Origin of the sequence: Mycobacterium sp. 20KCMC460, assembly GCF_022179425.1 — a bacterium.
Classification (GTDB): domain Bacteria; phylum Actinomycetota; class Actinomycetes; order Mycobacteriales; family Mycobacteriaceae; genus Mycobacterium; species Mycobacterium kiyosense.
Window position 1 is genome coordinate 2,176,481 of the sequence record NZ_AP025524.1, and the last position, 23,089, is coordinate 2,199,569.

Annotated in this window: 21 protein-coding genes, 2 tRNA genes and 1 pseudogene; 12 read left to right on the forward strand and 12 right to left on the reverse strand. The window is 67.2% G+C overall.

Annotation, left to right across the window (positions count from 1 at the left end; genetic code table 11):
• Positions 1-133 precede the first annotated feature (133 nt).
• From MKCMC460_RS10170 to MKCMC460_RS10185, 4 genes are all read left to right on the forward strand, one after another.
• Positions 134-940, forward strand: a complete 807-nt coding sequence (locus tag MKCMC460_RS10170; protein WP_236981770.1) for a fumarylacetoacetate hydrolase family protein — start codon at positions 134-136, stop codon at positions 938-940.
• A complete protein-coding gene (gltX, locus tag MKCMC460_RS10175; protein WP_255735652.1) occupies positions 937-2,397 on the forward strand; it encodes a glutamate--tRNA ligase in 1,461 nt (486 codons plus the stop codon). The genes MKCMC460_RS10170 and gltX overlap by 4 nt, the downstream gene beginning before the upstream one ends.
• 196 nt (positions 2,398-2,593) lie before the next feature.
• Positions 2,594-2,665, forward strand: a tRNA-Gln gene (locus MKCMC460_RS10180).
• Between the two features lie 96 nt (positions 2,666-2,761).
• Positions 2,762-2,834 (forward strand) — tRNA-Glu (locus MKCMC460_RS10185).
• A gap of 18 nt (positions 2,835-2,852) precedes the next feature.
• Here MKCMC460_RS10185 and MKCMC460_RS10190 read toward each other — a convergent pair.
• Both MKCMC460_RS10190 and MKCMC460_RS10195 read right to left on the reverse strand, forming a co-directional pair.
• A complete protein-coding gene (locus MKCMC460_RS10190) occupies positions 2,853-3,353 on the reverse strand; it encodes a PPOX class F420-dependent oxidoreductase (RefSeq protein WP_236981771.1) in 501 nt (166 codons plus the stop codon).
• Between the two features lie 55 nt (positions 3,354-3,408).
• Positions 3,409-4,110: an IclR family transcriptional regulator gene (locus MKCMC460_RS10195; protein ID WP_236981772.1), complete on the reverse strand. Its 702-nt coding sequence runs from the start codon at positions 4,108-4,110 to the stop codon at positions 3,409-3,411.
• Positions 4,111-4,289: 179 nt separating this feature from the next.
• On the opposite strand from MKCMC460_RS10195, the gene leuC reads away from it, so the two are divergent.
• The 3 genes from leuC (at position 4,290) to MKCMC460_RS10210 (ending at position 7,212) form a co-directional block, all read left to right on the forward strand.
• Positions 4,290-5,711 (forward strand): 3-isopropylmalate dehydratase large subunit, encoded by a 1,422-nt coding sequence (gene leuC / locus MKCMC460_RS10200; protein WP_236981773.1) that lies wholly within the window; start codon positions 4,290-4,292, stop codon positions 5,709-5,711.
• A gap of 35 nt (positions 5,712-5,746) precedes the next feature.
• Entirely contained in the window at positions 5,747-6,343 is a 597-nt protein-coding gene (leuD, locus tag MKCMC460_RS10205; protein ID WP_236981774.1) for a 3-isopropylmalate dehydratase small subunit, read from the forward strand.
• A gap of 212 nt (positions 6,344-6,555) precedes the next feature.
• Complete coding sequence (locus tag MKCMC460_RS10210; protein ID WP_236981775.1) at positions 6,556-7,212, forward strand: HU family DNA-binding protein; 657 nt, start codon at positions 6,556-6,558, stop codon at positions 7,210-7,212.
• Positions 7,213-7,284: 72 nt separating this feature from the next.
• On the opposite strand, the gene MKCMC460_RS10215 is transcribed toward MKCMC460_RS10210, so the two are convergent.
• The 3 genes from MKCMC460_RS10215 to cofC form a co-directional block, all read right to left on the reverse strand.
• Complete coding sequence (locus tag MKCMC460_RS10215) at positions 7,285-8,217, reverse strand: NUDIX hydrolase (RefSeq protein WP_236981776.1); 933 nt, start codon at positions 8,215-8,217, stop codon at positions 7,285-7,287.
• A gap of 69 nt (positions 8,218-8,286) precedes the next feature.
• Positions 8,287-10,500 carry an RNA degradosome polyphosphate kinase gene (locus tag MKCMC460_RS10220; RefSeq protein ID WP_236983951.1) on the reverse strand — a complete coding sequence of 738 codons (2,214 nt, stop codon included), beginning with the start codon at positions 10,498-10,500 and terminating at the stop codon, positions 8,287-8,289.
• A 74-nt stretch (positions 10,501-10,574) separates the two neighbouring features.
• Entirely contained in the window at positions 10,575-11,231 is a 657-nt protein-coding gene (gene cofC / locus MKCMC460_RS10225) for a 2-phospho-L-lactate guanylyltransferase (protein WP_236981777.1), read from the reverse strand.
• Positions 11,232-11,352: 121 nt separating this feature from the next.
• On the opposite strand from cofC, the gene MKCMC460_RS10230 reads away from it, so the two are divergent.
• The gene (locus tag MKCMC460_RS10230; RefSeq protein WP_238305659.1) at positions 11,353-12,366 is read left to right on the forward strand and encodes an NAD(P)H-dependent glycerol-3-phosphate dehydrogenase; all 1,014 of its coding nucleotides are present in this window, start codon (positions 11,353-11,355) and stop codon (positions 12,364-12,366) included.
• Positions 12,367-12,434: 68 nt separating this feature from the next.
• Entirely contained in the window at positions 12,435-13,544 is a 1,110-nt protein-coding gene (locus MKCMC460_RS10235) for a D-alanine--D-alanine ligase family protein (protein WP_238305661.1), read from the forward strand.
• Between the two features lie 26 nt (positions 13,545-13,570).
• Here MKCMC460_RS10235 and MKCMC460_RS10240 read toward each other — a convergent pair whose 3' ends face one another.
• The gene (locus tag MKCMC460_RS10240) at positions 13,571-14,110 is read right to left on the reverse strand and encodes a DUF3515 domain-containing protein (RefSeq protein ID WP_236981778.1); all 540 of its coding nucleotides are present in this window, start codon (positions 14,108-14,110) and stop codon (positions 13,571-13,573) included.
• A 65-nt stretch (positions 14,111-14,175) separates the two neighbouring features.
• Here MKCMC460_RS10240 and MKCMC460_RS10245 point away from each other — a divergent pair, with 65 nt between their 5' ends.
• Positions 14,176-15,156 carry a thiamine-phosphate kinase gene (locus tag MKCMC460_RS10245; protein ID WP_238305662.1) on the forward strand — a complete coding sequence of 327 codons (981 nt, stop codon included), beginning with the start codon at positions 14,176-14,178 and terminating at the stop codon, positions 15,154-15,156.
• 33 nt (positions 15,157-15,189) lie between these two features.
• Entirely contained in the window at positions 15,190-15,873 is a 684-nt protein-coding gene (locus tag MKCMC460_RS10250) for a uracil-DNA glycosylase (protein WP_236981780.1), read from the forward strand.
• 15 nt (positions 15,874-15,888) lie between these two features.
• Here the strand turns inward: MKCMC460_RS10250 and MKCMC460_RS10255 are convergent, their stop codons facing one another.
• From MKCMC460_RS10255 to MKCMC460_RS10270, 4 genes are read right to left on the reverse strand one after another with little or no spacing between them, the layout of a single operon-like run.
• A complete protein-coding gene (locus MKCMC460_RS10255) occupies positions 15,889-16,719 on the reverse strand; it encodes an oxidoreductase (protein ID WP_236981781.1) in 831 nt (276 codons plus the stop codon).
• A 1-nt stretch (position 16,720) separates the two neighbouring features.
• Entirely contained in the window at positions 16,721-17,965 is a 1,245-nt protein-coding gene (locus MKCMC460_RS10260) for a DUF1214 domain-containing protein (protein WP_236981782.1), read from the reverse strand.
• Positions 17,965-19,125 (reverse strand): sulfotransferase, encoded by a 1,161-nt coding sequence (locus MKCMC460_RS10265; RefSeq protein ID WP_370653161.1) that lies wholly within the window; start codon positions 19,123-19,125, stop codon positions 17,965-17,967. The genes MKCMC460_RS10260 and MKCMC460_RS10265 overlap by 1 nt, the downstream gene beginning before the upstream one ends.
• Before the next feature lie 39 nt (positions 19,126-19,164).
• The gene (locus MKCMC460_RS10270) at positions 19,165-19,608 is read right to left on the reverse strand and encodes a nuclear transport factor 2 family protein (RefSeq protein WP_236981784.1); all 444 of its coding nucleotides are present in this window, start codon (positions 19,606-19,608) and stop codon (positions 19,165-19,167) included.
• Positions 19,609-19,716: 108 nt separating this feature from the next.
• Here MKCMC460_RS10270 and MKCMC460_RS10275 point away from each other — a divergent pair.
• Positions 19,717-20,499: pseudogene (locus tag MKCMC460_RS10275) on the forward strand (SDR family NAD(P)-dependent oxidoreductase); the annotation flags it as partial.
• 9 nt (positions 20,500-20,508) lie between these two features.
• Here the strand turns inward: MKCMC460_RS10275 and istB are convergent.
• Entirely contained in the window at positions 20,509-21,399 is an 891-nt protein-coding gene (istB, locus tag MKCMC460_RS10280; RefSeq protein ID WP_238305531.1) for an IS21-like element helper ATPase IstB, read from the reverse strand.
• The gene (istA, locus tag MKCMC460_RS10285; RefSeq protein WP_238305664.1) at positions 21,396-23,072 is read right to left on the reverse strand and encodes an IS21 family transposase; all 1,677 of its coding nucleotides are present in this window, start codon (positions 23,070-23,072) and stop codon (positions 21,396-21,398) included. Before istA ends, istB begins: the two co-directional genes overlap by 4 nt.
• Positions 23,073-23,089: the final 17 nt, after the last annotated feature.

The window sequence follows — 23,089 nt, forward strand, 5'->3', positions numbered from 1 at the left end:
TCCGGTTGCCGCCAAGCCGATCTGCTTGAATGCCCTTGAATGCTGCAGTCGAGCCGGTGTCAGCCAGCCGGCAGTCATCGGCGTGCCCGCAGCGTGATCTGATGAGCTGTGGGCCGGACGTAGGAGAAAACGCATGCGCCTTGGTCGAATCGCCAGTCCGGACGGAGTCGCATTCGTCAGCATCGACGGCGAATTGGGCGACCCCGCCAACATGACGGTCCGCGAAATCGCCGAGCACCCGTTCGGCACGCCGACTTTCACCGGCCGCTCCTGGCCGCTGGCCGACGTGCGGCTGTTGGCGCCGATACTGGCCAGCAAGGTGGTCTGCATCGGCAAGAACTACGCCGACCATATCGCCGAGATGGGCGGCGTCACCGGCCCGGCGCCGGCCGACCCGGTGATATTCCTGAAGCCCAACACCGCGATCATCGGGCCCAACGTACCGATTCGATTGCCCGCCAACGCATCACCGGTGCATTTCGAAGGCGAGCTGGCGGTGGTGATCGGTCGGGCGTGCAAGGACGTCCCAGCAGCCCAGGCCGCCGAAAACATTCTCGGCTACACGATCGCCAACGACGTGTCGGCCCGCGACCAGCAGAAGGCCGACGGTCAGTGGACGCGCGCCAAGGGACACGACACCTTCTGCCCGGTCGGTCCCTGGATCGTGACCGATCTCACTCCGTTGGACCCGGCCGATCTGGAACTGCGCACCGAGGTCAACGGCGAGGTCAAACAGCAGTCCCGCACCTCGCTGATGATCCACGACGTCGGCGAAATCATCGAGTGGATCTCGGCGGTGATGACCTTGCTGCCAGGCGATCTCATTCTCACCGGAACGCCCGCCGGGGTGGGGCCCATCGAGGACGGCGACACCGTCTCGATCACCATCGAGGGCATCGGTACGCTCACCAACCCGGTAATGCGCAAAGGAAAGTCGTGACTGTTCGAGTTCGGTTCTGCCCGTCGCCCACCGGAACGCCGCACGTCGGGATGGTGCGCACCGCGCTGTTCAACTGGGCCTACGCCCGGCACACCGGCGGCACCTTCGTCTTTCGCATCGAGGACACCGACGCCCAGCGGGACAGCGAGGAGAGTTACGCGGCACTGCTCGACGCGTTGCGCTGGCTGGGCCTGGATTGGGACGAGGGCCCCGAGGTCGGCGGCCCTTACGCGCCGTACCGGCAGTCGCAGCGCGGCGACATCTACCGGGACGTGGTGGACCGGCTGTTGGCGGCGGGCGAGGCCTACCAAGCGTTCTCGACGCCGGATGAGGTGGAGGCGCGCCACATCGCTGCCGGGCGCAACCCGAAGCTGGGCTATGACAATTTCGACCGCGGGCTCACCGACGCCCAGCGCGCGGCGTACCTGGCCGAGGGACGCCAGCCGGTGGTGCGCCTGCGGATGCCGGAGGAGGACCTCAGCTGGGACGACCTGGTGCGCGGACCCACCACCTTCGCGGCCGGCTCGGTACCGGACTTCGCGCTCACCCGCGCCAACGGAGATCCGTTGTACACCTTGGTCAATCCGTGTGACGACGCGCTGATGCGGATCACGCATGTGCTGCGGGGCGACGACCTGCTGCCGTCGACGCCGCGGCAACTGGCGTTGTATCAGGCGCTGATCCGGATCGGGGTCGCCGAGCGAATCCCGCAATTCGCCCATCTGCCAACGGTTCTGGGGGAGGGCACCAAGAAGCTGTCCAAACGGGACCCGCAGTCGAACCTGTTCGCCCACCGCGATCGCGGTTTCATCCCCGAGGGGCTGCTGAATTACCTTGCGCTGCTCGGCTGGTCGATCGCCGACGACCACGACCTGTTCAGCCTGGACGAGATGGTCGCCGCGTTCGACGTTGTCGACGTCAACTCCAACCCGGCCCGATTCGACCAGAAGAAGGCCGACGCGCTGAACGCCGAGCACATCCGGAGGCTCACGGTCGACGACTTCACCGGCCGGTTGCGCGACTATCTCGACACCCATGGTCACCGACTCGGGCTGAGTGAGGCGCAGTTCGCCACCGCCGCCGAGTTGGTTCAGACCCGAATCGTCGTGCTCGGTGATGCCTGGGATCTGCTGAAGTTCCTCAACGACGACGAGTACGCGATCGAGGAGAAGGCCGCCGCCAAGGAGCTGGGCGCTGATTCGGGTCCGGTGCTGGATGCGTCCGTCGCGGCCCTGCAGGCCGTGGCCGGCTGGACGACCGCGCACATCGAGGAAGCCCTCAAGGCCGCCCTGATCGAGGGGCTGGAGCTCAAACCGCGCAAGGCTTTCGGGCCGATCCGGGTCGCGGTCACCGGCACCACGATCAGCCCGCCGCTGTTCGAGTCGCTGGAGTTGCTGGGCCGCGATCGCAGCCTGCACCGGCTGCGGGCGGCGCGGCAGCAGGTTCTCGCGCCGTAGCGCCTAGGCATGCGGAGTGCGGTCTGAGTCTTTGATACTCTGCACTTCGGCTTTCGGAGGCTTTTGGGAAGCTTTCGGAGGCTTTCGCAGGCTTCCGGAGGCTTGCGGAAGGTCTACAACGGCTGGCCACAGTTGTCGCAAAAGGCGGGTAACTTACCCGCAAAATCGGCAGTGACCAGCAGTTTTAGGCAGCCAATGGGGTATGGTGTAATTGGCAACACAGCTGATTCTGGTTCAGCCATTCTAGGTTCGAGTCCTGGTACCCCAGCAAGATCCCACCGCGCGTCAGACCGCTGCCAGCTAGCTGCCGAGTGATTAGGTGGGGTTTCCGGGGTGAGCTATGCTGACTCCTCGGATCATGTCCGGCCCCGTCGTCTAGCGGCCTAGGACGCCGCCCTCTCACGGCGGTAGCGTGGGTTCGAATCCCATCGGGGCTACTTCAGTTGTTCGGCGGGCTATCGCACCGTCGGCGCGGTCGAGCCGCCCACCGGCATCGGGGGCATGCCCAGTTTGCGGTGATCCCAGGACCGGGTGCGCCGGCTGACGATGCGCACGCCGACCCGCTTGTTCATCATCTGGTCGACGAACGGCTTCATCTCGTCGGTGTAGGGGCCGGTGTAGCGCTCCCACACGCTGATCCCGACCCGGTGCAGCACCTCGGGGTCGTCGACGATCTCGGCCACGCCCTCGAAGGAAACCCCGCGCAGGGTGTCGTAGGTGTCGCCGTCCTCGAGCAGGAAACTCACCCGCGGATCGCGCTTGAGGTTGACCGCCTTCTGCGATTTGGCTTTGGTCTCCAGCCAGATCTCGCCGTCGACGACGGCGTACCACATGGCCGTCAGGTGCGGTTGGCCGTCGGGGCCGATGGTGGCCAGCGTGCCGGTGCGGCTGTTGGTGACGAAGTCGGCGATCTCCTCGGGCGACATGACGATGCTCGCGCGCTGATTGGTTCCCATGGCGTCAGTGTGTCAGGTGGCTCCGTTGTCCCGCTGCCGGGTTCGCCTCGCGCACTCAGAGTCGACGGGTGAGTGCCTCGGCGGCGGCCAGCAGGTCCGCGGCCCACCGCGCCCCCGGGCGCCGGCCCATCCGGTCGATCGGGCCGGACACCGAAATCGCCGCAACCACAACGCCGCGGCTGTCGCGCACCGGTGCCGACACGCTGGCCACGCCGGGCTCGCGTTCGGCCACGCTCTGCGCCCATCCTCGGCGGCGCACCTCGGCCAGCACCCGGTCGGTGAATTTGGCATGGGGCAGCACCGCTTTTTGAGTGGCGGCATCGCTGTGGGCGAGCAGCACTTTGGCGCCCGATCCCGCCGTCATCGGCAGCCTGGTGCCGACCGGAACCGTATCGCGAAGACCCGCAGGCGGTTCCAGCGCGGCCACGCAGACTCTGGTGGTGCCTTCCCGCCGGTACAGCTGGACACTTTCGCCGGTGGTCTCCCGCAGTTGGGGCAGTACGGTCGCGCTGGCGCTCAGCAACGGATCGCTGACGTGGCCGGACAATTCGGTCACGGCCGGCCCGAGCCGCCAGCGGCCGTCGTCGTCGCGCGCCAGCAGGCGGTGTACCTCCAGTGCGGCCGCGAGCCGGTAGGTGGTGGCCCGGGGCAGGCTGGTGCGCTCGCACAGTTCGGTGAGCCCGCAGGGCGATTCGGCTACCGCGTGCAGGATGCCCACTGCCTTGTCCAGCACACCGATGCCACTCTGTTGTCTCACAAGTCAATACTAGCGTCTCAGAATTTGGGATGACACCGCTGCGGCCTGCTGAGACGTTGTCGGACTCTCGTCGATACCGGTATGCTGTCTCATGATAAGACATTCGCGTCTCACATATTGAGATCCCAGCCCAGTCGGATCGGTGCGGCGCGCGACCAACGAATCGAGGCAATTCGCGCATGAGTTCAGCCAGCGCCGGGCCGCGCACTCTGGCCGAGAAGGTATGGGACGACCACGTTGTGGTCTCGGGCGACGGGACGGCTCCCGACCTGATCTACATCGACCTGCACCTGGTGCACGAGGTCACCAGCCCGCAGGCTTTCGACGGTTTGCGACTGGCCGGCCGCCCGGTACGGCGGACCGACCTGACCATCGCCACCGAGGACCACAACGTGCCCACCCTCGACATCGACAAGCCGATCGCCGATCCGGTGTCGCGCACCCAGGTCGAGACACTGCGGCGCAACTGCGCGGAATTCGGTGTGCGGCTTTACCCGATGGGCGACATCGAGCAGGGCATCGTGCACGTCGTCGGCCCGCAACTCGGCCTCACCCAGCCGGGAATGACGATTGTCTGTGGCGATTCTCACACCTCGACGCACGGCGCATTCGGTGCGATCGCAATGGGTATCGGCACATCCGAGGTCGAGCATGTGCTCGCCACCCAGACGTTGCCGCTGCGTCCGTTCAAGACGATGGCGGTCAACGTCGACGGCGAATTGCCCGCCGGGGTGTCGGCCAAGGACATCATTCTTGCGGTGATTGCCAAGATCGGAACCGGCGGCGGGCAGGGCCATGTCATCGAATACCGGGGCAGCGCCATCGAATCGCTTTCCATGGAAGGCCGGATGACGATCTGCAACATGAGCATCGAAGCCGGTGCCCGCGCCGGCATGGTGGCCCCCGACGAGATCACCTACGAGTTCCTGCGCGGCCGCCCGCACGCTCCCACCGGCGCCGACTGGGATGCCGCACTGGCCTATTGGCGGGAACTGCGCAGCGATCCCGGCGCTGTCTTCGACACCGAGGTGTACCTCGACGCAGCTTCGCTGAGCCCGTTCGTGACCTGGGGGACCAACCCCGGTCAGGGGGTTCCGCTGGCCGCCGCGGTGCCCGATCCCGAACTGATGACCGACGACGCGCAGCGCCAGGCCGCCGAGAAAGCGTTGGCGTACATGGACCTTCGGCCTGGAATGGCGATGCGCGACATCGCGGTCGACGCCGTGTTCGTCGGCTCGTGCACCAACGGCCGCATCGAGGATCTGCGGGTGGTGGCCGACATCCTGCGGGGCCGCAAGGTGGCCCCGGGTGTGCGGATGCTGGTGGTCCCCGGTTCGATGCGGGTGCGCGCCCAGGCGGAAGCCGAAGGGCTGGGAGAGGTTTTCACCGCGGCCGGCGCCGAATGGCGGCAGGCGGGCTGCTCGATGTGCCTGGGAATGAACCCGGACCAACTCTCGCCCGGGGAGCGCTGCGCGGCGACGTCCAACCGCAATTTCGAAGGGCGACAGGGCAAGGGCGGCCGAACGCACCTGGTGTCACCGGCCGTTGCCGCGGCCACCGCGGTGCGCGGCACGCTCTCCGCGCCGGCCGACTTGAACTGACCAGACTTGAATTCAGACTGAGAAATAGGGGAATCATGGAAGCGTTTCACACCCACACCGGAATAGGGGTGCCGCTGCGGCGGTCCAATGTCGACACCGATCAGATCATTCCCGCGGTGTTCCTGAAACGGGTCACCCGAACCGGTTTCGAGGACGGCTTGTTCGCGAGCTGGCGCTCGGATCCGTCATTCGTGCTCAATCTCAGTCCCTTTGACCGGGGTTCAGTGTTGGTTGCTGGGCCGGATTTCGGCACCGGGTCCTCCCGCGAACATGCGGTGTGGGCGCTCATGGACTACGGATTCCGGGTCGTTATCTCGTCCCGGTTCGCCGACATTTTTCGCGGCAACGCGGGCAAGTCGGGTCTGTTGGCGGCCGAAGTCGACCAAGATGGTGTCGAACTTCTCTGGAAGCTGATCGAGCAGAGCCCGGGGCTGGAAATCACTGTCAATCTTCAAGATCGAAATATCACTGCGGGAACCACGGTGTTGCCGTTCAGGATTGACGATCACACTGCGTGGCGATTGCTCGAAGGACTCGACGATATCGGCCTTACGCTGCGGAAACTCGCCGAGATAGAGGCTTTTGAAGCCCACCGTCCGGCGTGGAAACCGCGCACTGTGCCAACCTCCTGACGCGTTGCGGCGGCGCCGAATTGCGACTCGGTTGCCACGCTGAACCAAGGCAATTCGCGGCGGCGCCACCGGCCTAGGGCGGCAATCGGATTGCGAATTTGTCGGCTATCGGGGCCTGAAATTGCGCGTGGCTCTTGGCAATTTGCCAGCTGAGGGTTTACCGTGTGCTCTAGTCGGTTCCAAAACGAGGACCACTGGCTTCGGAGGGTTGGATGAACAAAGCAGAGCTCATAGATGTGCTCACACAGAAATTGGGCTCAGACCGTCGGCAGGCGACCGCCGCTGTCGAGAATGTCGTCGACACGATTGTGCGTGCCGTGCACAAGGGCGAGAGCGTGACCATTACCGGCTTCGGTGTCTTCGAGCAACGGCGCCGCGCGGCTCGGGTGGCCCGCAACCCGCGTACCGGCGAGACGGTCAAGGTGAAGCCCACTTCGGTGCCGGCGTTCCGTCCCGGAGCCCAATTCAAAGCCGTTGTGGCTGGCGCACAAAAGCTGCCGGCTGAGGGCCCCGCGGTGAAGCGCGGTGTGGTCGCGGGTGCGGCCCGGAAGACGGCGGCCAAGAAGGCCCCCGCCAAGAAGGCAGCGACCAAGGCTCCGGCCAAGAAGGCTGCGACCAAGGCTCCGGCGAAGAAGGCTGCGACCAAGGCTCCGGCGAAGAAGGCTGCGACCAAGGCTCCGGCGAAGAAGGCCGCGACCAAGGCTCCGGCCAAGAAGGCCGCGACCAAGGCTCCGGCGAAGAAGGCCGCGACCAAGGCTCCGGCCAAGAAGGCCGCCACCAAGGCCCCGGTACGCAAGGCTGCGACCAAGGCCCCGGCCAAGAAGGCTCCGGCCAAGAAGGCCACCGCCACGCGGCGCGGCCGCAAGTAGTACTACACGCAATACCCTTCGGGTGACAGCGATGTCGCCCGAAGGGTATTCGTATGCGCGCGATTGGCGGCGTCAGGCCCGGACGTTGGCGGCAAGCGGGCCGCCGATGTGGTCTGCCGCGATGAGCTTGCCGTCAACGAGCGACAGCACCCAGGTGCTGCCTTTGAGATTGCGCGACTTGTCTGGCCGGATCCCGTCGCGGTCGCACCACCAGCCGATCAGATCCGGAATCACCTTGCCCTGCGTACAGATCACCGGCGTGCCCGCCCGTCCGGCGATCTGCAACACCCGCTGGCGTCCGCGCTTGGGATTCTTCGCGTACGCCTCCTCGGTCAGGTCGGGCTCGTTGTGAACTGCCACACCGAGTTCGGCGGCCAGCGGTTCCACCGTCTGGTGACAACGCACCCGGTCGGCCGCATACACGTGGGTTGCGCCGAACGCGGACAATTGGGAAACCAGCGCCTCGGCTTGGGCGCGCCCCTTCTTGTCCAACGGTCGTTTGGTGTCGTCGCCGCGGTAGCGCGCCTTGGAGCCCGCGGTGCCGTGCCGCACCACCAGCACGGTCTTGGTGTCCGCCGGTTGTTTGGCGAACCGTCGCAAGACCTTTCGGTCCGGTGCGTAGTCGAGGGCCTGCATGGCCTCGGTCACCGGTAGCCAGCGCAACTCGTCCACCTCGTCGCCGGGGGTGAATTCCCCGCCCAGGCTGCGGGCGGCCCAGTAGTGCACCTTCTTGATGCCCTGGTCGATCGGGTAGGTGATCGTGGTGAGGCACCTGCCGAGATGACTGTGCTGGCCGGTCTCTTCGAACACTTCGCGCACGGCGGCCACCGGTGCCGTCTCGCCCGGATCGACCTTTCCTTTGGGCAGCGACCAGTCGTCGTAGCGGGGGCGGTGGATCATCGCGATCTCGATCGACTCGCCCGAGTCCGCGACCGGTCGCCATAACACCGCACCCGCGGCGTACACGATCCGGGCCGGCCGGGCCGACGATTTCTGGGGCGACACTCAACTCCTGCAAGTCAATTCGAACATGTCGTGCGCGGCAGTGGATGTGTTCCGGAGCGGGGCCCGAGCTCAGGTGCTGCGATGCTTCTCCATCAGCGACACCTGGTGGTCGCGCACACTCTCGCCGTCCTGCGGGGAGGCGGTCCACACCCCGTCGGATCCTAGTTCCCAGCAACGGGTGGCGGGGTCGAGGGCCGATTCGAACAGTTCGTTGAGCTGTGCGGTCAGGCGCGGGTCTTTGACTTGAGCCATCACCTCGACCCGACGGTCGAGATTGCGATGCATCATGTCGGCGCTGCCGATCCAGAATTCGTTGATCGCGTTGAAATGCAGGATGCGCGAGTGTTCCAGGAAACGGCCGAGAATCGAACGCACGAAGATGTTCTCGGACAAGCCCTCCGTGCCCGGGCGCAGCGCGCAGATGCCGCGCACCACCACCTCCACCCGCACGCCCGCCTGCGACGCGCGGTACAACGCGTCGATGACCTGCTCGTCGACCAGGGCGTTCATCTTGAGCCGGATCCGCGCGTCCTTGCCCTGCCGGTGCGCCTCCACCTCGCGCTCGACCCGCTCGATGATGCCGGTGCGAATTCCATGCGGCGCCACCAGCAGATTGCGGTACTGCAGCTTGCGCGAGTATCCGGTGAGCGTGTTGAACAAGTCGGTGAGGTCGGCACCGATGTCGGGGTCGGCGGTGAGCAAGCCCACATCCTCGTACAGCCGTGCCGTCTTGCCGTTGTAGTTGCCCGTCCCGACATGGCAGTACCGCTTGATGTTCGGGCCTTCGCGGCGCACCACCAGGCAGGTCTTGCAGTGCGTCTTGAGTCCGACGAACCCGTACACCACGTGCACTCCCGCCTGCTCCAGCGTGCGGGCCCAGCGGATATTGGCTTGTTCGTCGAAGCGCGCCTTGATCTCCACCATTGCCACGACTTGTTTTCCGGCTTCGGCGGCGTCGATCAGCGCCCGCACGATCGGCGAGTCACCGGAGGTGCGGTACAGCGTCTGCTTGATCGCGAGCACCGCGGGATCGGCGGCGGCGGCTTCGATGAAGCGCTGCACGCTGGTGGAGAACGAGTCGTACGGGTGGTGCACCAGCACGTCACCTTCGCGCAGCGTGGCGAAAATGCCGCGGGTCGTCTCCAGATCGGCGAAGGCCGGGTGGGTGGCCGGGACGAACGCCCGGTCCTTGAGGTCGGGGCGGTCCACTCCATATATCTGCCACAACGACGACAGGTCCAGCAGCCCAGGCACTTCGATGACGTCACCGGGGTGCACGTCGAGTTCGCGGTGCAACAGCTCGAGCATGCTCTCGGTCATGTCGTCGGCGACTTCGAGGCGCACCGGGGAACCGAACCGGCGGCGCGCCAACTCCCGCTCGAGTGCCTGCAGCAGGTCTTCGTCGCGGTCCTCTTCCACTTCGAAGTCGGCGTTGCGGGTGATGCGGAAGGCATGGTGCTCCACGATTTCCATGCCGGGGAACAACACCGGCAGGAACGCGGCGATCAGTTCCTCCATCGGCAGGAATCGCACCACGGTGCCATCGGAGCTCTCGTCGCCGTCTTTGGCCTCGAGTTGGACGAACCGGTCGACGTTGTCGGGCACCTTGACCCGTGCGAAATGCTGGGTGCCGTCTTCGGGTTGCTTCACGGTGACCGCCAGGTTCAGGCTCAACCCGCTGACGAATGGGAACGGGTGCGCGGGGTCGACTGCTAGCGGCGTCAGGACCGGGAAGACCTGCTCGTTGAAATACGTCGACAGGTGGTCACGCTCATCCTCATCGAGGTCGGCCCACGTGACGATCGAGATGCCTTCTTCTTCCAGCGCGGGCAACACCGCTTCGAGGAACACCTTGGCGTGCCGGCTGGCGATCTGCTGGGTCTGCTCGCCGATGCGGCGCAGTTGCTCGCGCGGCGTCAGGCCGTCGGCGGAGCGCACCGACAGTCCCATCTCGTCGCGGCGTTTGAGGCCGGCGACCCGGACCATGTAGAACTCGTCGAGGTTGGAGGCGAAGATCGCCAAGAACTTGGCCCGCTCCAACAGCGGCAGCGAGTTGTCGGCGGCCAGCGCCAGGACGCGGGCGTTGAAGTCCAGCCAGCTCAGTTCGCGGTTGAGATAGCGCTCTTCGGGCAGCGTGTCGCTGATCGCGGCCGGAGTCGCCGCGGGCGGGGCGGCCGGGGCCGAGTCGCCCGGCTGCCATGCGTTCTCGTCGGGGCGTACCTGCGGGCTGGCTTCGATATCGGTCACCTTGCGATCATTGCCTACGCCTGGCGATGCTGCCAGCAGTCTGCCGACATCCAATCCGCCGTTGGCGTGTGATTCACCGGCTGGAAAGGTTGGCCGCGCGGCTCGGTGCGCTAGCGATGCCCGACGGCGCGCGCAGTCGCCGGGCCCACCCCAAGTTTGCGGGCGGCGGCCAGGTCGGCCGGCGTGTCGACGTCGCAACGCAGCCCGGGCCACGCGCCGGTGAGCTCGATGGCACCCGAACGGCGGTGTCGCGCGGAGGAATCCGGACCGAATTGCGGTTGCAGCGGTGTGCCGAACGCGCACAGCACCGACGTTCCCGTGCCGGCCCGGTCGGCCACGAAGCTGCGCGGGTAGGCGCGGGCGGCCGAGATCGCCTCGTCGAGTTCCTGAGTTTGCAGTGCAGGCAAATCCCCTTGCAGCACAACGAGATTGGTCACCGAGGTGGTTTTCGAACCGGTCATAGCGCGTTCGGCCGCGGCGATGGCGCTGTTGAGCGGGTCGGGGTCGTCGGCCGGCGTCGGGTCGGCCAGCACCTCGGCACCCAGTTCGGCGGCCGCGGCGCCGGCGGCCTCGTCGGGGGTGATGACCACGATCGAGTGCAACGAACGCACCCGCGACGCCGCCGTCAGCGTGTCCATCAACATGCCCAGCACCACGGCCTCCCGGGTGGGCGCCGAGAACACCGGCGCGAGCCTGGTTTTGGCGGCGGCCAGGCGCTTGACGGCGATGATCAGACCCACCTCGCCGTCGGTGCGTGTGCCGCTCATGAGTGTCATCCTGCCAGCGCCGGACTCCGGGGCTGCGGCGAGCCGGGCCGACGTCGCGTGACGGCGGCCCGTCGCTGCTCTAGGGTTGTCGGCTGCGGCGGCAACATATTAGGGGTGGCGGATGACCGGGACTGTCACGGTGATGGGCGCCGGTGCCTGGGGCACCGTGCTCGCCAAAGTGCTGGCTGACGCCGACAACCAGGTCATGTTGTGGGCGCGGCGCGCCGAGGTCGCCAAGCGGATCAACGCCACCCGGTCCAATCCGGACTATCTTCCCGACACGCAGTTGCCGGCGGGAATCCGCGCCACCGCCGACGCCGAGGAGGCGCTGTCCGGCGCGACGACGGTGCTGCTCGGCGTCCCCGCGCAGACGATGCGGGCCAATCTCGAGCAGTGGAACGGCATGTGGGCCGACGGTGCGACGCTGGTCAGCCTGGCCAAGGGTATCGAGCTGGACACGCTGATGCGGATGAGCCAGGTGATCGTGTCGGTGACCGGCGTGGACTCCTCGCAGGTGGCGGTGATCTCGGGGCCCAACCTGGCCAGCGAGATCGCGCAAGGTCAGCCGGCCGCCACCGTGGTGGCGTGCAGCGACTCCGGGCGGGCGGTGGCGTTGCAGCGCTTCCTGAACAGCGGCTATTTCCGTCCGTACACCAACTCCGATGTGGTCGGCACCGAGATCGGCGGCGCCTGCAAGAACGTCATCGCCCTGGCCTGCGGGATGGCCGTCGGGGTGGGTCTGGGCGAGAACACCGCGGCGGCGATCATCACCCGTGGACTGGCCGAGATCATGCGGCTGGGGCTGGCGCTGGGCGCCAAGGGTGCGACGCTGGCGGGCCTGGCCGGGGTCGGCGACCTGGTGGCCACCTGCACCTCGCCGTACTCGCGCAACCGGTCGCTGGGGGAGCGGCTGGGCCGCGGCGACACCATGTATTCGGCGCTGCACGGCTCCCAGAACACCCGGGACGGGCACGTGGTCGAGGGCGTGACGTCCTGCGAGTCGGTGCTGGCGCTGGCGTCCAGCTACGACGTCGAGATGCCGCTCACCGATGCGGTGCACCGGGTCTGCCACAAGGGGCTGTCGGTGAACGAGGCGATAGCGCTGCTGCTGGGCCGCACCACCAAGCCGGAATAGCGCCGGCCGGACCACCTGAGCTGCGCAATCCCGCGCTGCGGCGCCGCACCCGGTAGCCTCTTTAGGTTGTGACCGCCTCGAACCGGGTTCGCGTCGCCGTCGTTTTCGGCGGGCGCAGCAACGAGCACGCCATCTCGTGCGTGTCGGCGGGCAGCATTCTGCGCAATCTCGACCCGCAGCGTTTCGACGTCGTCGCGGTCGGAATCACGCCGCAAGGCTCCTGGGTGCTCACCGACGGCGACCCCGACGCGCTGGCGATCAGCAACCGTCAACTGCCCGCGGTGCGCCCCGAGTCGGGCACCGAGCTGGCCCTGCCCGCCGACCCGCAGCGGGGCGGGCAACTGGTGTCGCTGGGACCGGGGTCTGCGGAGATCCTGGGTTTGGTGGACGTGGTCTTCCCGGTCCTGCACGGCCCCTACGGCGAGGACGGCACCATCCAGGGGCTGCTCGAACTCGCCGGGGTGCCTTACGTCGGTGCCGGGGTGCTGGCCAGCGCCGCGGGCATGGACAAGGAGTTCACCAAGAAGTTGCTGGTCGCCGAGGGCCTACCGGTCGGCGACTACACGGTGCTGCGGCCGTCGCAGTCGACGCTGCACCCCGAGCAACGCGAGCGACTTGGCCTGCCGGTGTTCGTCAAGCCTGCCCGCGGTGGCTCGTCGATCGGGGTCAGCCGGGTGGCGAGCTGGGACGAGTTGCCCGCCGCTGTGGAGTACGCCCGCCGTCACGACCCGAAGGTCATCGTGGAAGCGGCGATCAACGGCCGCGAACTCGAATGCGGTGTGCTCGAAATGCCGGACGGCACAATCGAAGCCAGCACGCTGGGGGAGATCCGGGTGGCCGGGGTGCGGGGCCGTGAAGACTCCTTCTACGACTTCGAAACCAAGTACCTCGACGACGCGGCCGAATTGGACGTGCCGGCCAAGGTCGACGACGACGTGGCAATCGCCTTGCGGCAGTTGGCGATTCGTGCGTTTACAGCCATCGACTGCCAGGGCCTGGCCCGGGTGGACTTCTTCCTCACCGACGACGGCCCGGTGATCAACGAGATCAACACCATGCCGGGGTTCACCACGATCTCGATGTACCCGCGGATGTGGGCGGCCAGCGGCGTCGACTACCCGACGTTATTGGCCACCATGGTGGACACTGCCCTGGCGCGCGGCGTGGGGCTGCGTTAACGCACTGCGCTAACGCACCGGCGCCGCTAACGCACCGGCGCCGGATCGATCGGTGTCGCGGCGATGGCGCGGTCGATGATTGCCGAAAGATCCTGGATCGGTGTGGGTCCCGATTCGGCGGGCAGCGTGATGGCCACATAGACCGGACGATCCACCGTGTACCAGGTCGAGCTGCGGTCGTCCGACTGGCCGGACACCCGGAACCACTGCACCCGGTCGACGACCTGGATCGGTGAGCCGATCACGAAGTCGTCCGGGCGTTGCAGTCCGCACCGCACGATCACGGTGTCGGATCCGGCGCGCCAGGCGCTCGCCCCCTCCGGCGCCGGCTGCGCGACGGCGGCGCGCTGGAAATCCCCGAGCCGGGCCGGCAGGGCCGCCGACAGCGCCCGGCATTCGGCGTTGGCGGCTTGCGGGGCGGGCACCGAGGCGATCGCCACCGGCCGCTGCGGGTTGTCGCGGGTGGCCGCGAACACCAGAACGCCCGCGATCGTCACCAGGGCCACCGCCAGCGCGGCGATCAACACCGCGCGCGGTGGCCCACCGGGATCGGACTCGCCCGTCACCTGCCTGACCCCCTTCGACAATTCCACCCTTGACTACACTGACCTGCGCCCGAACGGGCCCGAGAATGAACTTACCGGCGGGGGAGGAGGCGGTCGTGCGCGACGAGTCCCCGACGCTTGCGGAACTGGGTGAGTTCGGCGTGATCGAACGCCTGGTGCGCGACCGCCGCCAGCCCGCCGCGGTGATCCTCGGACCCGGCGACGACGCCGCGGTGGTGTCGGCCGGCGCCGGCCGTACCGTGGTCTCCACCGATATGTTGGTGCAGGACAGGCACTTTCGGCTGGATTGGTCGACCCCGCACGAGGTCGGGCGCAAGGCGATCGCGCAGAACGCGGCGGACATCGAGGCGATGGGTGCGCGGCCGACGGCGTTCGTCGTCGGCTTCGGCGCCCCGGGCAGCACCGACTCCGGCCTGGTGACCGCGCTGGTCGACGGCATGTGGGATGAGGCGCAGCGGATCGGTGCCGGCATCGCCGGCGGCGACCTGGTCAGCTGCCCGCAGTGGGTGGTGTCGGTGACGGTGCTGGGCGAGCTCGACGGGCGCGCGCCGGTGCTGCGCTCGGGCGCGCGGGTGGGTTCGACGGTTGCCGTCCGCGGCGACCTGGGCCGCTCGGCGGCCGGATACGAGTTGTGGCGCAACGGGATCGAGGAGTTCGGCGAGCTGCGCTCCCGACACCTGGTACCGCGGCCGCCGTACGGCGCGGGCCCGGCGGCCGCGGCCGCCGGCGCCACCGCGATGATCGATATCTCCGACGGTCTGGTCGCCGATTTGCGGCATGTGGCCGAGGCGTCCGGGGTGGGAATCGACCTGTCCGCCGCGGCGCTGGCGCCGGACCGGGACGCGGTATCGGTCGCAGCTGCCGCCGTCGGCGCCGACCCCTGGGCGTGGGTACTCGGTGGCGGTGAGGACCACGCCCTGGTGGCGTGTTTCCCCGGTGCGGTTCCGGACGGGTGGCGTGTCATCGGCCGGGTGCTGGACGGGACGGCGCGGGTGTTGGTGGACGGTGAGGAATGGAGTGGGTATGCGGGCTGGCAGTCGTATTAGTTGCCGCGCCGGCAGTGCGGCCGGGGGAGCGCGATGACCGCGCGTCCGCTGAGCGAACTCGTCGAGGCGGGCTGGGCGAGGGCGCTGGCGCCGGTGGCCGATCAGGTGAGCCGGATGGGGCAGTTCCTGCGCGAGGAGATCGCGGCCGGGCGACGCTACCTGCCGGCCGGGCCGAACGTGTTGCGCGCCTTCACTTTCCCGTTCGACCAGGTGCGAGTGCTGATCGTCGGGCAGGACCCGTACCCCACTCCCGGACACGCGGTGGGGTTGAGCTTTTCGGTGGCACCCGACGTGCGTCCGTTGCCGCGCAGCCTGTCGAACATCTTCGACGAATACGGCAGCGACCTCGGTTTCCCGGCACCGTCCTGCGGTGACCTGACGCCGTGGGCGCAGCGCGGCGTGCTGCTGCTGAACAGGGTGCTCACCGTGCGCCCGAACAACCCGGCCTCGCACCGCGGCAAAGGCTGGGAAGCGGTGACGGAGTGCGCTATTCGCGCGCTGGTGGCGCGCGAGCAGCCGCTGGTCGCGATCCTGTGGGGTCGCGACGCCTCGACTCTGAAGCCGATGCTGGCCGAGGGGGATTGCACTGCCATCGAATCCCCGCACCCCTCGCCGCTGTCGGCGTCGCGCGGGTTCTTCGGGTCGCGGCCGTTCAGTCGCGCCAACGAACTGCTGACGGGCATGGGCGCCGAACCGATCGACTGGCGGCTGCCCTGACGGACCTGCGGACGGTCAGGCGCCCGGGAAATTGACGTCCTTGGTGACGGCTTTCCACTCCTCGATCGACGCCGACATGGCGGCGATCTTGTCGCGCATCGCCTTGAGCACGTCGCGGCCCAGCAGCAGCCGCAACGGCGGGTCGTCGAGTCCGGTGACCATCAGCACCGCCTCGGCCACCTTGCGCGGGTCGCCCGGCAGGTGATCGGCGAACTGCTTGATCAGGTCTTTTCGCGCGGCCACATCGGCATAGTCGGCGATCGGGTGTGCGGACTCCTTCATCGACCGCGACGCCCAGTCGGTCCGGAACGCGCCCGGTTCGATGGCGGTGACCTTGATGCCCAGCGGCCGCACCTCCTGGGCCAGCGCTTCGGTCACCGCCTCCAGCGCGAACTTGGTGGACGAGTAGTAGGCGTTGGGCGGGTTGGCCACCAGGCCGGTCATCGACGAGATGTTGACGATGTGCCCGCTTCCCCGGGCCCGCATCGCGGGCAGCACCGCCTTGATCATGTCCACTGCGCCGAAGTAGTTGACATCGAACAACTTTCGCACCTCGGCGTCCTCACCCTCCTCGACGGCCGACAGGTAACCGTGACCGGCGTTGTTGACCAGCACGTCGATTCCGCCGAAGGTGTCCTCGGCGGCCTTGACCGCGGCCGCGATCTGTTCGGCGTCGGTGACGTCGAGCGCCACCGCCAGCGCCCGTTCGCCGAATTCGTCGGCGAAGTCCTGCACCGCCTCGGCCCGTCGTGCGGTCACCACCACGCTGTGGCCGGCTTGCAGTGCCGCGCGGGCGATCTCGCGGCCGAAGCCGGTGGAACAGCCGGTGACCAGCCAGCGCGCCATCTCAGGCCGTCCCTTCCGGCAGCCGCCGCAGATATGCCGTGCGGCGTTCGGCGAGTTCGGTCTTGCGCATCTGCTCGGTCACCCGCGGCAGCTGCGGTACCTCGGCTTCGAGCAGGTCCCGTTTGACCACCCGGCCGTGCGCGCCCAGACCCGCACGCGGGCCGGTCTCACCGAACTCGGCCATCCGCAGGGTCAGGACGGCCTCACGGAGCCCGTCGGTGTCGATCCAGTTGGCCAGGCCGGGATCCTCGGGGGAGATCACATAGGTGTAGGTGCCGTCCTCGTTGGGCACCGACTGCGCCTTGTTGAGGCTGCCGGTGCGGTCGACGATGTCCAGCGTGGTGCCCCAGATGTTGCTCAGCGGCACCGTGAAGTATTCGGCGCCACCGGCGTTGAGGTCGACCACGAACACCTCGTCGGGGGCCAGGTCGATGCGGCCCATCACGTAGAACTGGTTGCGCATCGCGCCGTCCTTGTCCGCCGACCACGCCAGGTCGAAGTGGTTGGCCGGCATCTTGTAGACGCCGTGGCTGAGCCTGCCGGTGAAGTTGGCGAAGTAGGCCATCATCGCCGCGGTCGCCTCGGCCTGCTCGTCGAGCGTGCGGGCCGGCGTTTCGGGTGGGCCGCCGAGTCGTTGTATCTCAATATGATTCGGGTCGTCGCGGCCCCAGTCCAGCAGCACGTCCCGGATGTAGAACTCGTGCGCCTCGGGCGTGCTGCGCACGTGGTTGGGTCGCCCGTTGGCGGGCTCGGAGTCGATGGTGATGGTGTAGCTGCCGTCGGAGTCGACCGCCATGGTGCGTCCGTTGAGCACGTCGACGGTGCCCATGTCGGCGTCCCACAGGGTGAAGTAGTTCTCGGTCATCCGGTTCTTGCCCACCCGACCGTGGATTTCGTAACGTTCGTCCCCGGAGATCGGGATCACCCGGTACACGCTGTCGGGATTGTCGATGCCCCAACGTGATCCGGGGATGCGGCGGCCGTCGACGGGGTGGGCCAGCCGGGTGATGCAACTGACCTTGGGCCGCAACTTGTCCTGATTGGACGACCAGATCGCGGCCGAGAACATCACCTCGGCGAACGCGTCGTCGAAGCGTTCCCGCATCGCCTCGGATGCCTTGGCGCGGCCCAGCCAGGTTTGCGCAACGGTTTCGTAGGCGGCCCTGACGGTAGGGTGTTCGATCAGTTCGAGGGCGGCCAGTTCCTGCTCGTGCTGGGATGCCGTCGCGACCGGGTGGTCGAGCATCAATGGATCCTCTCGTCGATGAATTCTGCAAAACGCTTGTTGTACAGACTGAATCGCTCGTCGACCTGTTCGGGCCGCAGACCGTATTCGGCCAGCCCGTAGGCCGGACGCGCCGGCTCCCGGGGCCGCTCGCGCAGCCAGCGCCGCATCGCGTCCTCGGCCGGCGCGCTCAGCGGGAGACCGACGGCGTCGTAGACCCGGGCCACCTGCCCGATCGGATCGGCCACCGCGGCGTCGAACCCGACGTCGGTCACCCGTGCGGCATCGTCATCCCAGCCGTCCCGGGCAGCCACGGCCCGGTCGTTGGTCCAGCCCATCCGCTGCAGCCACTGCGCGCCCACCCGGGCGCGGTCCACGGTGTCGGCGTGCATGGCGTGCAGAGTGGCGTTGAGACCGGCGCCGGAGGCGATGGTGGTGCGCGGATTCCGGTGCATATGGACGAGGTGCAGATCCTCGAACTGCGCGCGCAACAAGTCCAGATAGCCAAGGTGGGCAGGCGATTTGAGCACCCAGCGGCGCGGCTGTTGGCCACGCTGTCGTTTCTGCCATTGCAGGAACTGCAGCATGCGGTGCAGGTAGTCGTAGGCCGGCGTGAAATCCTGTGCGTCGAGCCAGGATCGGTAGTGCGGCAGGTTCGCGCCGGATTCCGGAACGTGCGACAGGAACGCGTCGGCCAGGAAGACGATCTCCTCCTCGGCCTCGCGCGCGTACATCGGATGAATGGTGAACAACTCCGGCGCCAGTTCGCGCGACTTGGCTTCGCGCGCTTCGCTGATGGCGATGCGTGGGTCCGGGCCACCTTGGCCGTCGAACCGGTAGCCGAGCCGGGGCGCGACCTCGACCACCTCCCAGCCGTAGGCGCAGCTCAAGCGCGGGTCGGCGGCCAGGAGTCGTTGCAGCAGCGTGGTTCCGCTGCGCATCATGCCGACCACCACGATGGGTGCCTGCACCTGCTCGTCCAGTATCTCCGGGTGCCGCCGGACCCACTCCTGGGTGCGCAGCCGCATCCGCAGGCTGTGCACCAGGCCCGAGCGCAGGATGTGGGTGCCGATCGCGTTCAGTTCGGCCCGCGCGTAGTCGGCCAGCAACACCTGCAGCGGTTCCTCGAATTCGCCTGGGCCCCAATCCGTCAGCGATTCTTTGCGTTGCGCGTCGGCCATGATCGCCGCGCGGTCGAAGCCGGCTGAGTTGTCCACTGGTCAAAACTTCAGGTGACGGCTCAGATCGCCCACCTGGTCGATGAACATGGTGCGGCTGTCGAACCACCAGACGCCGTCGATCCGCTGGAAGGTGTCCTTGTAGTGCCCGGTCACGATCACCTGCAACGGCAGGTCCGGGGTGGCCTGGGTGACGCAGTAGTAGGAGGTGCTGCGCGCGGTGCCCGCGGCCTCGTCGATCTGCAGTTGCACATTGGTGGTGTTGTGGTGGGTCTTGGGGGTGCCGTCTTCGTAGAGCCGGGTGCTCATCTCGTACATGGCGCGCACGCCGGTGATGCCGGTGAAGACGGTCTCTGGTGGGCCGTCCTCCACCCCGCAGATGCGGCCGTGCCGGAAGAGCGCGGCAACACCGTCGAGATCGCCGCCGTCGAGCAGTTCGGCGTAGGTGTAGATCAAGTTCGTGATCGCTACGGCGCTGTCACTCACGTTCGATTCCGCTCCTGACTGTCTGTCGAGCAGGTGCCCAACCGAGCCCAGACCATGTTGGCAGAACCGCTGTGGCTTTCATAGAACCGCCCACTATTCTTGGCCGTTGTGACGTTACCCTGGACTCCCGCCCGGCTCGGCGATCTGAGCGGCAAGCGAGTCATCGTGACCGGAGCGACCAACGGCGTCGGCCTGGGAACCGCGCGCGCCCTGGCCAACGCCGGCGCACATGTCATCCTCGCGGTGCGCAACACCGAACTCGGTGAGCAGCGTGCCGCCCAGATCGCAGGCTCGACGTCGGTGGTCAAGCTCGACCTGGCCGACCTGTCCTCGGTGCGCGCCTTCCCCGATCTGATCGACGGAGACGTCGACATCCTGATCAACAACGCCGGAACCCTGACCGACCGGCGCAAGGACACCGTCGACGGCTTCGAGATGACGCTGGGCACCAACCTGCTCGGACCGTTCGCGCTGACGAACCTGCTGCTGCCGCGGGTGCGTTCGCAGATCGTCAATGTCGGCTCGGACGCGCACCGCTCGGCGACACTGCGACTCGACGATCTGCACCTGCGCCGCAACAAGTGGTCGCGGCTGGGGGCCTACGCGCAGTCGAAGCTCACGGTGATGTTGTGGGGCCTGGAGTTGGACCGCCGGCTGCGTGCGGCGGGCTCACCGGTCGTCAGCCAGCTCACGCACCCCGGTTGGGTCGCCTCGAACCTTTCGCATCTTTCCGACTCCGGGCTGATGTCGTTGGCGCACAAGGTAACTAAGAGTCTGGCCGATCGGCTGGGCAACGACATCGACCAGGGTGCTGCGCCCACCCTGTTCTGCATCAGCGAACCGGTGCCGCCGGGCAGCTACATCGGTGTCAGCGGTAGGGGAGGGCTGCGGGTCTCTATGTCAACCTGACTCAGGACCACTGTGACGGCTTGATTCGGGACCACCTCGGCGAGGAGGTGGTGGCTCAGGCGTCTTCGTAGGCTGTGATCGCGAGCTGCTACCGCGGGTATGGCTGAGCCGGTATGAGGTGGTGCCGGTTTCGATGATGGTGCCGTGGAAGGTGAGTCGGTCGACGATCGCGGCGCAGAGTCGGGGGTCGGTGAAGGTTTTGGTCCAGCCGGAGAAACTCTCGTTGGATGCGATGGCTACTGACGCCTTTTCCTCGCGTTCAGTGAGTACTTGGAACAGCAACTCCGCGCCCCGGCGGTCGAGTTCCATGTAGCCGAGTTCGTCGATACATAAAAGATCGACGCGGCCGTAGCGGGCGATCGTGCGGGCGAGTTGCTTTTCATCGGCGGCCTCGACGAGTTCGTTGACCAGTTTGGTCGCCAGTGTGTAGCGGACGCGGAAGCCTTGCTCGGCGGCGGCGGTGCCCACACCAATGAGCAGGTGGGACTTGCCGGTGCCCGAGTCGCCGATCAGGCAGAGCGGGTCGCCTCGGCGTATCCAATCGCCTTGGGCGACGGTATGTACGGTGGCGGCGTTGATGTTTGGGTTGGCGTCGAAATCGAAGTCGCCGAACCATTTCTGACGTGGAAACCCGGCCGCTGCGACTCGCCGCAAGGTGGATCGGCGGTCCCGGTCATCGCATTCGGCCAGGAGCAGTTCGGCGAGGAAGCCGTGGTAGGTGAGCTGTTCACGCTCGGCGACTTTCACTGCTTCGTCGATCACCGCACGCACGGTCGGCAACCGCAGGCGTCGGCATGCGGAATCGACGGCGGCTTGGGCCGCTTGTGGGGTCATCCCGCGTTGGCGGCGCAGGGTGTTGGTGACTTTCGTGGCCGTGCTCATGATCCAGTCGTTCCTTCCATTCCGTCACCGGGTGGCGGTGTTGGGGGTCTGCGTTGGAGCAGCTCGTCGTAGGCCGCGACGTCAGGCAGCGGCCGGGTGTCGGGTGGCAGGCCGGCGATCACGGTCGCTGGATCAGCCAGGCGGCGCTGGGTCAGACTGACGACCCGGTAATCGACGGTATTGGCATGGTTACCGGCGTGACGGTCTGATTCGAGACCACCACCGGCGGCATGCAGGCGTGCTTCGACCGCGACCACATCCGCTGAAACGGCACCGACCGACAGGGCGGCGTGGATCCCGGCGATCACATCGGTAGCGCGCATGCTGCGGTGCAGCAGCAGCACGTCGATTAGCGAGCGAGTCCCGCCAGCATCGCCGTCGACGCGGCGGGCCTGCTGCCAGAACGCCTCGTGCGCTGCGGTGAAAGTGCCGGCGGCGCGGGCCTGAGCAAGCGCGGTGGAGCCGGGCAACGCGCCGGGTTTGCAGTGCAACACCTCCAGATAGTGGTCGAGGTTGATCGATTGCCCGTTGCGGGTCGTGACGCGTTCATGGCGTGCGGCGATAGTGCGGCCGTCGAAGACGACCAACTCCGAGGCCCGCAGCGACACCCTGACTTTGCGTCCGATCAACCGGGCGGGAACCGAGTACTTCGCCGACCGCGCCGTGATCAGCGCCGACCGGTCCACCCGTGGATGCAGCACCAGCCCCGGGTCGAACCGCTCGGCAGGCAGAGCGGCGAGATGTTCTCGTTCGGTCTGGAAGTCCTGGCCCACGGCGTGCAGCCGGCCGGTGACCCGCCGATGATCCTCACGTGCTTCGCAGCGGCGGATGTAGTCGTTGAGCTCTGACAGCGAGTCCACTTCCGGCATGGGCGTGAGCCAGGTGCGGCGGAAACGTCCGATCTCGCCCTCGACTCCGCCTTTCTCGTGGGCGCCTTTCACTCCCGGCTGGCAGTAGAACGGGTCGAACCCGTAGAACGATCTGAACAGCACCCACCGGTCGTTCTCGACCCTGCCCCGACCGCGGCCGAACACCACCGAGGTGACCGCAGACTTCAAGTTGTCGTAGCGGATATGGCGCACCGGGATGCCGCCGATCACGTCGAATGCTTCGATGTGGCCTTCGAGGAACGCCTCCTGCGACTGAGTCGCATACACCCGATGGACTGCCTTGCCGGACATCGACATTCGGAAAACGAACATGTAGCAGCGGGTTCTGACACCAGCGAGGATGACGTGAACCTCGCCGAAATCAACCTCAGCTTCAGCGCCGGGCGGGTGTTCCTGCGGCACGAACGCTTCCTGCGCCTGCTTACCGGACTCGGCGATGATCTCCGCACGACGGACCCGGACATAGTCACGCACCGACGAATACGACACATCCTCAACGCCGTGTTCATCGGCCAGACGATTGCAAATCCTTGTCGCAGTGTGGCGTTGCTTGCGGGGCGCATCCAGATCGGTCCGCAGCATCGCATCAATCGCAGGTTTGAGCGGGCCCAGTTTCGGCGACTCCCGCACCGGTGTCTTCCGCCTCGGCGGCTCCGGATTCGCCAACGCGTGCCGGACCGTATCCCGGCCAACCTTGTACTTACGAGCAAGCGCCCGAATACCCAAACCCTCGACCCGGGCGTCCCTACGTATCTGGGCGAACAGCTCCACACGACTTCCCATCCGGAACCCTCCGACAG

Bases quoted from the DNA above. Each gene is read 5' to 3' on its own strand.
- MKCMC460_RS10170 (WP_236981770.1), top strand. From the start codon at position 134: ATGCGCCTTGGTCGAATCGCCAGTCCGGACGGAGTCGCATTCGTCAGC.
- MKCMC460_RS10190 (WP_236981771.1), bottom strand. From the start codon at position 3,353: ATGGGAACCAATCAGCGCGCGAGCATCGTCATGTCGCCCGAGGAGATC.
- leuC (WP_236981773.1), top strand. From the start codon at position 4,290: ATGAGTTCAGCCAGCGCCGGGCCGCGCACTCTGGCCGAGAAGGTATGG.
- leuD (WP_236981774.1), top strand. From the start codon at position 5,747: ATGGAAGCGTTTCACACCCACACCGGAATAGGGGTGCCGCTGCGGCGG.
- MKCMC460_RS10210 (WP_236981775.1), top strand. From the start codon at position 6,556: ATGAACAAAGCAGAGCTCATAGATGTGCTCACACAGAAATTGGGCTCA.
- cofC (WP_236981777.1), bottom strand. From the start codon at position 11,231: ATGAGCGGCACACGCACCGACGGCGAGGTGGGTCTGATCATCGCCGTC.
- MKCMC460_RS10230 (WP_238305659.1), top strand. From the start codon at position 11,353: ATGACCGGGACTGTCACGGTGATGGGCGCCGGTGCCTGGGGCACCGTG.
- MKCMC460_RS10245 (WP_238305662.1), top strand. From the start codon at position 14,176: ATGAACTTACCGGCGGGGGAGGAGGCGGTCGTGCGCGACGAGTCCCCG.
- MKCMC460_RS10250 (WP_236981780.1), top strand. From the start codon at position 15,190: ATGACCGCGCGTCCGCTGAGCGAACTCGTCGAGGCGGGCTGGGCGAGG.
- MKCMC460_RS10255 (WP_236981781.1), bottom strand. From the start codon at position 16,719: ATGGCGCGCTGGCTGGTCACCGGCTGTTCCACCGGCTTCGGCCGCGAG.
- MKCMC460_RS10260 (WP_236981782.1), bottom strand. From the start codon at position 17,965: ATGCTCGACCACCCGGTCGCGACGGCATCCCAGCACGAGCAGGAACTG.
- MKCMC460_RS10265 (WP_370653161.1), bottom strand. From the start codon at position 19,125: ATGGCCGACGCGCAACGCAAAGAATCGCTGACGGATTGGGGCCCAGGC.
- istB (WP_238305531.1), bottom strand. From the start codon at position 21,399: ATGAGCACGGCCACGAAAGTCACCAACACCCTGCGCCGCCAACGCGGG.
- istA (WP_238305664.1), bottom strand. From the start codon at position 23,072: ATGGGAAGTCGTGTGGAGCTGTTCGCCCAGATACGTAGGGACGCCCGG.